Annotated in this window: 11 protein-coding genes and 1 tRNA gene; 3 read left to right on the top strand and 9 right to left on the bottom strand. The window is 34.9% G+C overall.

All coding sequences use genetic code 11. The features are described from left to right. Positions 1-221 precede the first annotated feature (221 nt). Positions 222-295 (top strand) — tRNA-Arg (locus AC1RPT_RS04260). Between the two features lie 101 nt (positions 296-396). Here the strand turns inward: AC1RPT_RS04260 and AC1RPT_RS04255 are convergent. The 8 genes from AC1RPT_RS04255 to AC1RPT_RS04220 form a co-directional block, all read right to left on the bottom strand. Next, positions 397-681, bottom strand: coding sequence for a hypothetical protein (locus AC1RPT_RS04255; RefSeq protein ID WP_481761558.1), 285 nt, complete (start codon positions 679-681; stop codon positions 397-399). A 241-nt stretch (positions 682-922) separates the two neighbouring features. Further along, positions 923-2353: a 6-phospho-beta-glucosidase gene (locus AC1RPT_RS04250; protein WP_481761559.1), complete on the bottom strand. Its 1431-nt coding sequence runs from the start codon at positions 2351-2353 to the stop codon at positions 923-925. A 1-nt stretch (position 2354) separates the two neighbouring features. Beyond that, positions 2355-4322, bottom strand: a complete 1968-nt coding sequence (locus AC1RPT_RS04245; RefSeq protein WP_481761560.1) for a beta-glucoside-specific PTS transporter subunit IIABC — start codon at positions 4320-4322, stop codon at positions 2355-2357. Between the two features lie 134 nt (positions 4323-4456). After that, the gene (locus AC1RPT_RS04240) at positions 4457-5323 is read right to left on the bottom strand and encodes a PRD domain-containing protein (RefSeq protein WP_481762948.1); all 867 of its coding nucleotides are present in this window, start codon (positions 5321-5323) and stop codon (positions 4457-4459) included. Between the two features lie 131 nt (positions 5324-5454). Continuing rightward, a complete protein-coding gene (locus AC1RPT_RS04235) occupies positions 5455-6894 on the bottom strand; it encodes a glycoside hydrolase family 1 protein (protein WP_481761562.1) in 1440 nt (479 codons plus the stop codon). 14 nt (positions 6895-6908) lie between these two features. Continuing rightward, complete coding sequence (locus AC1RPT_RS04230; RefSeq protein ID WP_481761563.1) at positions 6909-8066, bottom strand: GNAT family N-acetyltransferase; 1158 nt, start codon at positions 8064-8066, stop codon at positions 6909-6911. Between the two features lie 130 nt (positions 8067-8196). Continuing rightward, entirely contained in the window at positions 8197-9477 is a 1281-nt protein-coding gene (locus AC1RPT_RS04225; RefSeq protein WP_481761564.1) for a DEAD/DEAH box helicase, read from the bottom strand. Between the two features lie 103 nt (positions 9478-9580). After that, positions 9581-10582: a Gfo/Idh/MocA family protein gene (locus AC1RPT_RS04220; RefSeq protein ID WP_481761565.1), complete on the bottom strand. Its 1002-nt coding sequence runs from the start codon at positions 10580-10582 to the stop codon at positions 9581-9583. Between the two features lie 183 nt (positions 10583-10765). Here AC1RPT_RS04220 and AC1RPT_RS04215 point away from each other — a divergent pair, with 183 nt between their 5' ends. After that, the gene (locus AC1RPT_RS04215) at positions 10766-11161 is read left to right on the top strand and encodes a DUF4828 domain-containing protein (protein ID WP_481761566.1); all 396 of its coding nucleotides are present in this window, start codon (positions 10766-10768) and stop codon (positions 11159-11161) included. Between the two features lie 104 nt (positions 11162-11265). Further along, positions 11266-12585 (top strand): APC family permease, encoded by a 1320-nt coding sequence (locus tag AC1RPT_RS04210; RefSeq protein ID WP_481761567.1) that lies wholly within the window; start codon positions 11266-11268, stop codon positions 12583-12585. Between the two features lie 72 nt (positions 12586-12657). Here the strand turns inward: AC1RPT_RS04210 and msrB are convergent, their stop codons facing one another. Then, positions 12658-13095, bottom strand: a complete 438-nt coding sequence (gene msrB / locus AC1RPT_RS04205) for a peptide-methionine (R)-S-oxide reductase MsrB (protein WP_481761568.1) — start codon at positions 13093-13095, stop codon at positions 12658-12660. Positions 13096-13159: the final 64 nt, after the last annotated feature.

Below are 13159 nucleotides of genomic sequence, written 5' to 3'. Positions count from 1 at the left end.
CTCCCAAATAAAATTATTTAATGGTTTAATTATAACAATAGAAAATTGTGCTGTCACTCAAGAAATATAATATTGCTAGAACTAAAAGATCAATATCTATGAAACTACTGACACCTTAGCCATGTTGTAAATGAAAATTATGACTATGAATTTAAAAATCTACAATAGTAATAATTGACTTATTTATTTTTGCCATTTACAATGAAGTAATCAGCCTTTTTGTCTCTGTAGCTCAGCTGGATAGAGCAACCGCCTCCTAAGCGGTAGGTCATCAGTTCGACTCTGATCAGGGACATCTTAAATAAATTTTCCGCCTTATAGGTTACAAGACTTCGGTATACTGCCGAGCTTTTGTAACCTATTTTTTATATATTTAACTTGTAAGTGCTATTTATTTTATCCTTGAAATTGTAGCAGTAGAAGAATTACTATTATATAAATTGTATTAATGAATGCAATTAATATAAATAACAACATACCACATAGACGATAACCAATATTTTTCTGAAAAAAGGGTAGTCTTTCAATATAAGTTCCAATGCCAATCATACCCGTCCCCACTAACCACATGCCAATCGTTAAATTCACAACTATTAACCATGGTTCAATTAAACACAACACGATACTAACAATTCCTACCCATTTCATTTCATTATTTACAGGTTTAAACCTTTTTCTCATCGGAAAGACCTTCTTCCACGTTATATATATTTGTTTAACAATTTTTTTAAGGTCTAAAACACATCATTTTATCCAATCTTTTCTAAACTATCTTTAAGATTTCGATAATTGTACACCTAATATTATTTTTCCACTAAGCAATAAGACTTTCGCAAATAAAAAAATACTGTTTAAGCAAACAATCATTGCTTAAACAGTATTTTAAATCGCATCGAAATTTTATATCTTCAATTTTTCCAGTTTATAATTCGACACCATTTGTTTTAATAACATTTTGATACCAATAGAACGAATCTTTTTTCAATCGATTTAGCGTCCCGTTACCTTCGTTATCTCGATCTACGTAAATGTAACCATAGCGTTTCGCCATTTCGCCTGAGCCTGCGCTAATTAAATCGATACAGCCCCATGATGTGTAACCTAGACAAGAAACCCCGTCTGCAATCGCCTCACCCATTGCTTCAATATTTTCACTTAGATAAGAAATGCGATAATCATCATGAATTTTATTGCCTTCTTCCACAACATCTTTTGCACCTAATCCATTTTCAACAACAAATAATGGTTTCTGATAACGATCATAAATTTGATTCATCGTTGTTCTCAAACCAAGGCCATCTGTTTGCCAGCCCCATTCGCTTGTCTTTAAGTAAGGATTTTTTAAGCTATCAAAGACATTTGCTGCTGTTTTATCAGTCATCTCAGGATCAGCGCTTGCTAATCTTGATGAATAATAGCTAAATGAAATGAAATCAACTGTATTTTCTAATAAATCTTTTTCGTCGGTATCTGCCATTTTAATTTCTATACCCATATCTTTAAATAATCTTGCCGAATAACTTGGGTAGTAGCCACGTGACTGAACATCAATAAAGAAGTATCCTTCCCGATCCTTTGTCATTGCTTCAAATACATCTTTTGGATTAGGTGTATTGGGATAGGTAACCCCAGCCGCTAACATACACCCTATCTTAAAATCAGGATTAATTTCGTGTGCTAATTTTGTCGCAAGCGCAGAGGCAACTAATTGATGATGTGCCGCTTGATATTTGATTTGGTCAGGATTATCAATCCCTTCCAAATCTAATCCACCGCCCAATAACGGAATGTGTAAAATCATATTAATTTCGTTAAATGTTAACCAATACTTAACCTTATCCTTATAACGCATAAATAAGACGCGTGAAAAGTTTAAGTAATTATCAATCATTCGACGGTCAGCCCAACCATTCATTTTTTTCAACATCCCTAACGGCGTATCGAAATGGTTAATTGTTACTAACGGTTCCATCCCTAATTCGTTACAAAGATCGATAACTTTATCATAGAATTCTAGCCCTTTTTCGTTTGGTTCTTTTTCATCACCTTGTGGAAATATCCGTGGCCAACTAATTGACATTCTGAAGGTTTTGAAACCCATTTCTGCCATTAATCGTAAATCTTCTTCATAATGATGATAAAAATCAACAGATTCATGACTAGGATAAAAATCTTCTTTCATCTGCATCGCTTCTTTTACATTAAATAAATAATCCCAGCGACCATGGTGTGCGTCTGGTAATATATCTACTAATGACAGGCCCTTACCATCAACATCATAGGCCCCTTCAAATTGATTAGCGGCCGTTGCGCCACCCCATAAAAAGTTATCTGGAAAATTTGATTTTGTCATCTTATTGACCTCCTGAATTAATTTCTAAATCTAATAAATCAGTACCAACAATTATTTCTGACTGGTCTTTAGCAAGTGGTTTAATTTTTTTATATTTTGGTGTGTTCGTCACGATAATTGGCGTAATAATTTCATATCCTGCCTGTTTAATACCTTCAATATCGAATTTAAGTAATAAATCGCCTTTTTTTACGACGGTATCAATTTCTGTTTGAATTTCAAAATACTTACCTTCTAATTCAACTGTATCCATTCCGATATGCATTAAAATTTCGGCGCCATCGTCTGTCACCATACCAACTGCGTGTCCTGTTGGAAAAACTAATGTTATTTTACCATCAGCAGGTGCGTATAATTGACCAACTTCAGGTAGAATTGCGATACCGTCACCCATAATACCAGAACTAAAGACAGGGTCTTTAACCTCTGATAAAGGTAATACTTCGCCTTTAAGTGGGCTACCAAGGATTTCTCCACTCATTTCTACTTCTACAGGTACTACTGACGTTGTTACTTTTGTTTCAGCAACAGCAACGGGTACTTCTTGATCTTCCTTTGTTAAACCGAACATAAGTGTTAAGACATATGCCAATACGAATGAAACAACGATTGCTATCAGCACAGCGTAGAATGACATATCAATTCCTGTCTTAGGATTCAAGTAACTTGGAATAGAGAAAATGCCTAATCCACCAACCATGTATCCTTTTGTCCCAAATACACCAAGAACCATGCCACCAATAGCGGCTGAAATACATGTAATAATAAATGGTTTTTTACGAGGTAACGTAATTCCGTAAATAGCGGGTTCCGTAACACCAAAGATTCCTGAAATAAATGAAGAATAGCCAAGACCTTTTAGTTTTTTATTTTTTGTTTTAATTGTAATTGCCAATACTGACCCAATTTGAGCGAACGTTGTCCCTAGCATAAGTGCTAAAATTGGATCTGAGCCTGTTGTTGAAATGTTAAGTAAGGCAAGTGGAACAAGTCCCCAATGTAACCCGAAGATAACAAGTACTTGCCATAAGCCACCAAGAACTGCGCCAGCGGCAATTGGACTAAATGTGTATACAGCTGTAAATCCGGTTGCCACAATATCACTAGCCCAAGTTGTTATGGGACCTATAAAGATAAATGTAATAGGCACAACAACAAGTGCTGTTAACATTGGCACTAAGAATGTTCGTACAACTTCTGGTATCACTTTTTTGAAGAATGGTTCCACTTTTGATGCAAACCAAATTGATACAATAATAGGTACAACTGATGATGCGTAACTCATCATGATTACTGGAATCCCCAAGAATGTCATATAGATTGGTGATTCAAAAATTGTTCCTGCAAATAAAGTGTACAGCACTTTTCCACCTGAAGCGGCTAGTGTTGCTGGCAATTGTGCCACAATAGTTGGGTAAACTAAGGATGCACCAATAACCATTGCCAACAATGGATTAACGTGGAATTTTTTACTAGCACTGTAAGCTAAGATAATCGGGAAGAAATAAAAGAAAGAATCTCCTAATGCATTTAAAATAATATACGTTCCAGATGTCGGTGCCACCCAGCTAAATGCGACTAGTAATGAAACTATTCCTTTGATCATCCCTGTTGCAGCTAAAACACCTAGAGCTGGTGCAAAGATACCTGAAATCATATCAATAAAGGCATCAAGCGGTTTCATTTTTTCGCCATCATTATCTGGCACAATGCCATCACCATCAAGTCCGCTACCTTTAACTAATGCATCATAAACTTCCGGAACTTGATTTCCAACAACCACTTGGTACTGGCCGCCACTTTTAACAACGGTCACTACGCCGTCCATATTTTTCAACATATCGGTATTGGCCTTAGATTCATCTTTTAATTTAAATCTTAGTCGGGTTGTACAATGGACTACGCTATTAACGTTAGCTTCGCCACCTACATTTTTTAAAATATCTTTAGCTAATTTTTCGTAACTCATCACAATCACTCCTTTATATTTTTTATAAATTAAAACCCAGTTATCCATTTCAACTCAAAAAATACGAGTTTGCATGGATAACTGGGTTTATGCTTGCTTATAAATGGCAATAACACACCTAATTATCAATTTATTTAATTTTCTGTTTGCCGATGGGTTACTCGCCAGATATGTAAAACTAGATAAACTTGTTCGTCTGCTTGTAAATCCCAATCGGCCCGTTCTCGAATATACTGCACGATTTTTTCCACTGTTTCGTACACTTGTGGATACCGACTAATCATCATGGCGAGCAACTCAGGGTCAAGTTCTGCACGATCAATCTCAGTATTATGAAAATGCCTAATGAATAAATAGCGTAAATGTGAGACAAATCGACTATAATTAAATGATTTTTCGTCGAGAATAATACCAGTATCTAATTGAATAATATTAACAATTCCCGAAATGAGTTCTGTCAGCTTCATCGATTCTTGAACAGCATGTCCGCCTTCTTTGACGTTAATCAAATGATAGGTTAATAAAATCAATTCATTATTTTGAACCGTAATGTCAAATTTTGATTCGATTTCTTTAATACCAACCTTTGCAGCTTGGAATTCACTTGGAAATAATTTTTTCATTTCCCAATGAACAGATCGGTCATTTAAAAACATTTCTTCACGATTTTTTTGTAATGAATATTGAAAATGGTCCACTAAAATCAAAAATTGAACATCATCAAATGTCACATCAATTAATGGCTCTACTACTCCAACAAAAGTTGTCGTAACTTCCAAAGTTTCTGCATCAAATCCTGAAATTAATTTCATTGTATCTGAATCTTCTTCAGCTTTAAACCGTCGGTCAATCTGGTCCTTATCGATATTATCTCCAGCATGATAACCGAATCCAATACCGTTACCAATGACCACCCACTCAACATTGTCGGATGATTCAACTAAAGCTGCATTATTATTAAAATTTTTTACGAACTTCACATCAAACCGACCCCTTCCCATAAAAAATGACCTACAAATACAGATATTTTCATATCTACATCAATAGGTCATGCCTGATCGAATCAGTAACACTCATTTCATATTTATTGTATCATTTATTGTAAGCGTTATCAATAGCTATTTAAATTACTTTATAACTTACTACCATTTTCTTTAATGACCTTTTGATACCAATAGAATGAATCTTTCTTATATCGTTTTAATTCTTTCGCACTTTCTTCATCACGATCAATATAAACAAAGCCATAGCGCTTTTGATAGCCATTTGACCAGCTCAATAAATCAGTGAAACTCCAAGTTGTATACCCAATGACTTTTACACCGTCTGAAATGGCTTCTTGAATGGCTTTAATATGTTCATTGATAAAGTAAATTCGGTAATCATCATGAATTGTATTGCCTTCTTCTAATTTATCATAAGCACCAAGACCGTTTTCAGTAATAAGAACAGGTAAGTCGTAACGACTATCAATTCTTCTCAGAGCAATTCTTAGCCCTTCAGGATCAATATTCCAATCCCAATCAGTTTGTTTTAAAAATTCATTATTAGTAGTCTTAAACATGCCTGGAACGCCACTTTCGGAGCTAGTCCCCTTTTTACCTGTATTATTTTCAGCAGCAAGTCCAACACCACCAACTAACGGATTAGCCGCAATTGTTTGGGTTTGATAATAATTTAAACCCATAAAATCTGGTTTTCCAGCAATTAAAAGAGCTTGATCTGCTTCTGTAACAGTAGGTGCAGTTCCACGTTCAGTTAACCATTTATAAATCATTTTTGGATAACGTCCATAAACATAAATATCCATCCAAAAATGAGCAGCATAATCTTCATAGTTAGTAGCCGCAACTTGGTTTTTAGGATCTCCATTAACTGCATAACCCGGGCTATAGGCAAAGCTAGGCCCAATTTCACCTTGATAATGACCTTCATGAAATGCCTTAATTGCTGAAGCATTTGCTAAATTAGCAATGTGATTTGCAGCATACATTCTTTTTTCATCATTTACTGCAGGCGGATGACTCTCCATTTGATAGCCATGAGAAATAAATACGTTTTGTTCATTTAATGATACCCAATATTTAACACGATCACTGAATGCATCAAAACAAGTTTTCGCATAATCCGTAAAATCAGTAATAATTTCACGAGATTCCCAACCAGCATATTCATCTTGTAATGCTTGTGGTAAATCCCAATGATAAAGTGTCACAACAGGTTCAATATTATTCGCAATTAACTCATCGATTAATCGATTATAAAAATCTATCCCCTTTTGATTAACTTTACCTTTTCCTTCTGGATAAATACGTGTCCAAGCAATTGAAAAACGGTAAGCTTTCAATCCTTGCTCCTTCATTAAGGCGACATCTTCTTTAAAACGGTGATAATGATCGACGGCTACATCACCATTTGTACCCTTAAATGTTTTCCCAGGAATTCTTACAAATTTATCCCAAACTGATAATCCTTTACCATCTTCTTGATACGCACCTTCAATTTGGTAAGCAGCTGAGGAAGCCCCCCATAAAAAATCAGTTGGAAATTGACTCATTTTTTCATATTCCATTATCTATTCTCTCCTTAAAAATAATCACTTAATATCGGTTGTTCTTTAATTAATGCGCCATCGAATAACGTCACGTCGCCTGATACAAATCCATATTGTTTTAATTGTTTAAATGTTCGATACCCCATCATACTTCGTGTTAAATTTTGAATATCCGTTGTAAACGTAGTTGCTGAATTTTCAGTCTTTTCAACTTTTGTTTGTCCGTCTATTCGGCTAATTTGCCAATAGCCTTCATTAGCCTGAATAGTCGAATCTTGAACTTGAATCACAATTTGTGGAAAATCTTGCTGGTAAGGGTATCTGCTGAGAAAGTCTTCAACATTTACAATTCTTGCCATCATGTAAGGTTGCGTTGTCACTTCAACTTGAGGATTTGCCAGTACATCTGGAAATGGCTGTCCAATTGGACTCTCATAACTAAACCATTCGTATGCTGATTGATGCTTAAGCACAAAATTTTGTAATTGGAGCCAACTCTCACTTGTTTGATATATCCATTCAACGATTTTAAATTCATCAGTTTCTCTTTGATAAACAAGATAGCCTTCTGACTCATTTTTTTCATTATAATAGACCGCTACTTCCCAGTTAGGGTGTTTCTCCGCCGAATAAGTTAACCACCAATCTGGCCGTTCAATACCACCTTGTTGAGAGAGCTGATTCTGTTGGTATAATTTATTTAATTCCTCTTTTACATCCAAATAACGGTGACGTTCAACGTGACCTATGGCCTTAACTTTTAATCGTGGTAAATCCTTCGTATTCATCCGATATATCGTTTGATCAAATGTTGCTTCGTAACCGAATTTACGATAGAACGGATACGAAAATGGCGCTAAATACGATAATGTCGTTCCATTATCATACATCTCATCCAGAGCTAAATTCATTAATTGTCCAATACTACCCTGACCAGCAAATTCTGGATAACTTGCAACATAGCCAATACCACCCATTTTAAATTGAGTCCCGTGAAAATGAGTCGTAAATGGTGTATTAATCACACCGCTGACAACTTTCCCAGATTCAACTGAGCCCCAATCTGATGAATGCTCATAAAGTTTGCGAAAAAAGCTCTTTCTCTGTGCTGATACTTTTTTATTAAAGGCATAAATTGATAAATCAAAGTAACTTCCAAAATGAGTTTCATCTAACTTCATATTTGTCATGGATCTACTCAACTCCTTCTTCTGTACGAATTAACCTCTTTAAATATAGCACGGTTACCCTATTCGTGCAATCGCTTACAAAATTAGTCAATAAAAAAATCATCCAATTATTATTGGATGATCCTTCTCATTAATCAAAATGTTCTGCTTTTGGTTTGCGTCTTTTACCTTTATTTTTTTGATTTCTCAAACGAACTTTACGATGTGGTTTCTTTACTGGTTCATCAGATTGCTTTTGACCATCAACTGTTTTGGCTTTCACTTCAACTGGTTTAAGTTTCTTAGCTTTTGGTTCAGCCACACGTTCTGGTCTTTCTGTTACAATCGCACCATCATATAAGTAACCTTTTTCAATTTCAAATGGTGTATTTTTTAAATCTTGTTTTAAGGTACGTAGATCATGTTCATTTCCAAGATTAATAACCATCCCTTCAGCACCCATCCGGCCTGTCCGGCCGACACGATGAATATATGACGTCGTATCTTTAGGCATATCATAATTTACGACTGCGGGTAACATTGGAATGTCCAAACCTCGAGCGGCAACATCCGTCGTTAGTAATAATTTAATTTCATGCTTATGAAGTTGTGATAAAGCATTAGCACGATTAACTTGGCGTTGCTCGCTATCTAAGACAGCGACTGGTACATGATCATATTTTAATTTTTGAGCCATATCTTGTAACGATGATAGTTGGTTAAAGAAAACTAGTGCATAAAAATCTTCAACATTTGCTAAACGACGCAACGTTGATTGACGTTTACGCGTTGGTGTTTCAATTGAATAATGGTGAACGATACCTTGTGTTTGATCAACTTCACGAACATCATAAGTTGTCACATTAGCACCAAACCATTTTTTCAAATCATCTAATATTGCCGTTTCCGTCGCAGAAAAGAAACTTAATTGAATGCCTGCAGGTGCCTGGCTGATTAAATCACGACAAGTTGTTAGTGTTTCATCCGTTAATAAATCATCCGCTTCATCAATGACAACTGATTTAACTTTATGTAATTTAATTTTTTTATCTTCAGCTAAATTCAATAAGCGACCTGGTGTTCCGACAATAATCTCAGGTTTTTTCTTTAAATTTTCAATTTGGCGTTTCATATTAGCACCACCAATAATAGCTTGAACTTTTAAATCAAGTTCTTTAGCCCAAGGACGAATGACACCTGCTAATTGCATAGCTAATTCTTGTGAAGGTGCAATAATCAATAGTTGAATGCCATCTTTAGGTATTAATCTTTCGAGTAAAGGTAAGCTGAACGCTAATGTTTTACCAGAACCGGTTGGTGCTAATCCAAGGATATTTTCACCTGATTTTAGAGGTTCATAAACGGCTTCTTGGATGGGTGATTGTGTTTCAAAACCTTGTTCTTTAAAATATGCATCAAATTTTGGATTCATTTTAGTCTCTTTCTTTTAACTTCATAGGATTAGTTTTAATAATTAAGTATAGCATATAAAAAATAAGCTTCCATTGATTCACAGAAACTTATCTCAATAATTCTTATTTATGATCAGCTGGAAATTCAATTCCGGCACTTTTCCTTAAATCAAACAATACTTGATTAACTGTCACACTAAGTTTTTGCCATTTTATATAATCAGCTTTGTTCGTTACGTCATTGGGGTTATTGATGACTCTAGCAAAATCAATCGCTTCAGCTAACATCGGATTTTTAGCTGGTTTTTGACTAAGTAGTTCTTCTTTATCAGAGCCATCTCGATAAAGAACCTCATTTAATTCAGCTGCATTATCCATCACAATTGTGTCTTTTAGGCCATAGATTTCACTAGTTAAATATGAATTTGCTGTCTTACCAATATTTAAGGTCACTCTAAAATCTTCATAAGTTAGAATTGCGACACCTTTACCATCAACACCTGTTGGTAACATTGTTGGATAGTACTGAACTTCAAGTGGTGTACCAAACCAAGAAATAGCATTATAAACAACGTAAACACCTAAGTCTTGTAATGCACCACCAGAAAATTTTGGTGAGAAGATATTAGGTTCTTCACCTGCTAAAATAGCATCATAACGTGACGAATACTTCATATAAGTTAAAGTTGCGCCTTGGATGGTCTCTAGTTCAGTTACTTTTTGTTCAATAATTTTGAAATTATCTTGATGAATTTGTCGAGCTGCTTCAAATAATTGACTTCCAGGATGTTCCCTAAGAACCGTCTGAATAGCGGCCATTTCTGTTGGATTTGAGACCACTGGTTTTTCGGCAATAACTTTTTTACCAGCTTCAATCGCTAATTTAATTTGTTCAAAATGTAAACTATTCGGAGAAGCAATATAGATTACCTCAAATTTATCTGAATTTAAAAATTCTGTCATATTATCGTAAAAATTTGTTGCACCATATTTTTCACCAAAATCTTTGGCTTTTAATTCGGTTCTTGAATAGACACTAGTCAATTGAAATTCATTAGATTCATGCGCTGCTTCAACGAATTGACCTGTAATCCAATTTGTACCAATAATACCTAATTTAATCATACCCAATACCTCCATTTTATTATTAAATTCATTATAACAACAATTGAACCGTTTTCATAACGATTGCTTTATTTCAATTTTGTGACGATAGATTAAATTTATATATATTTTGGGCAATTCTTTCCGCTTGTTAGCTAAAAGTGCTATATTTAAGTAGAAGAGTTCTAATTAGGAGGGATAGCTGTGAAGAAACGTAGTTTTGCACTACTAGGTGCATCATTTTTTATTGGATTAACGAAAGATATTAAGTCTATAACCGCACCTAAAACTAAGGTTTCTTTACCTATTTTTTATGCTGGACATTGGCTATTCTACGATGAATTAAGTCATCGACACCATAATTTGGATATTTCATCAGACCTCACAATTCGAATTGACGAACGTGCACTCGATGGTAAGATTGAACATATAGATGAGCGTGAACTTAGTTTCTTAGATGAATATGGTTTTCATCTAAGAATTGATGCAAACGATCAAGGACCAGTGAGTTTGTTTGACGAAGCAGATAACCGGACCTATCCCATTAAATTAGCCCCAATTGTAGAATCACAAGATGATAAAAATGAAGATGTAGATTAACAGAATTTTGTTGATTATCATCTTCATTTTTTGTTTCATTACACGTTTAAATAGTCTAAAATAGTTAAATACGCATTTTAATATAGAAACGAGGACCTTTTTCCATGAACAATGATCACCTAAAACGAGATATTGGCTTTTTCGCTGCCCTTTCAACTGTAATGGGAACAGTTATCGGCGGAGGCGTTTTTTTTAAAGTTTCAAGCGTTACACAACAAACCCAATCTGCTAACTTAACTTTATTTGTTTGGTTACTTGGTGGCTTTTTAACTATCTGTGCTGGATTAACCGCTGCAGAACTTGCAGCCGCCATCCCAGAAACTGGTGGCGCCATTAAATATATCGAATATACTTATGGCCGTTTCCCAGCATTTTTACTTGGCTGGGCACAAATAATCATTTATTATCCAGCAAACATTGCAGCTCTTTCAATTATTTTTGGCACACAATTAATTAATCTTTTCCATCTTGATTCACATTTAATTATCCCATTTGCTTTAATTAGTGGAATCAGTATCACATTGATTAACTTTTTAGGCGCCAAAGTTGGTGGTACCTTTCAATCAATTTCATTAGTTTTAAAATTATTACCTATTATTGTCATTGTGATATGGGGGATTTTCACTCCTGGACAAGTGACGTTTAGTTTAATTCCGTTAACATCCGGCGCGCACCAGTCTTTCTTTACTGCTTTAAGTGGCGGCCTTCTTGCGACCATGTTTGCTTATGATGGCTGGATTGGGGTTGGAAATATTGCCGGAGAGATGCACCATCCAGAACGTGATTTACCGAAAGCCATTATTTCAGGATTATTTTTCATCACAATTATCTATACATTAATTAATTTTGTTTTTCTTAAGGCTCTTCCTATTTCAGGATTAGCTGGCAATTTAAATGCAGCTTCTGATGCCTCAAGACAACTATTTGGACAATTTGGTGGTAAGTTTGTGACCGTTGGTATCTTAATTTCAGTCTACGGTGCCACTAACGGCTATACGTTAACCGGTATGCGCGTTCCATATGCGATGGCCTTAGAAAACCAACTCCCCTTTAGTAATTGGCTAAAACGCTTATCTCCTCATACGAGAGTTCCATATATTGCGGGCTTTTTACAAATAAGTATCGCAATAATAATGATGTTCTTAGGTAGTTTTGATTTATTAACAGATATGCTTATTTTTGTTATTTGGATTTTTAATGTACTAGTTTTCGTTGCTATCTTTATATTACGAAAACGTGAACCTGAATTAAATAGACCCTATAAAGTTCCTTTATATCCAATCATTCCAATCATCGCGATTATTGGGGGTATTTTTATACTCGTTGCGACACTATTAACACAAACGACGTTAGCACTTGTTGGTCTATTAATAACGGGACTTGGCATTCCTGTTTACTTTATTCATCAAAAAAGCCAAGGATAATTATACAAATAAAAACATTCAACTTTTAGAGCCAGATAGGCTCATATCCCTTAAGTCGAATGTTTTTATTTTTTATAAATTATTTAAATAGTTACTATATCCAGCAGCTTCCATTTCTGCTTCAGGAATAAACTTCAATGAGGCAGAGTTAATACAATAACGTAATCCGCCTTGGTCTTTAGGTCCATCAGTAAATACATGACCTAAATGTGAATTTGCTTCCTTACTTCTAACTTCCGTTCGTTGATAACCAAAAAGACTATTATCAACCAACTCAGCAATCTTAGAACCTGGGATTGGTTTTGAAAATGATGGCCAACCGCAGCCAGCGTCATATTTTTCTGCTGAACTAAAAAGTGCTTCCCCACTAACAACATCAACGTAAATTCCTTTTTGATAGAAGTCATCATATTTACCGGTAAATGGCGCTTCCGTTGCAGCATGTTGTGTAACTTCAAACTCTTCATTAGTTAAACGTTCACGTAATTCTTTTTCAGTTTCTTTTGACATAATGGACCTCCTAATGTTTTAAGATATCATTAGAATACTCTTTTTCACACTGAATACAATTTAT

Source organism: Dellaglioa sp. CoH-56-MRSF-11 (assembly GCF_056782135.1).
The sequence above is the reverse complement of the archived record's forward strand: the minus strand, read 5'-3'. Positions and strand labels throughout refer to the sequence as shown.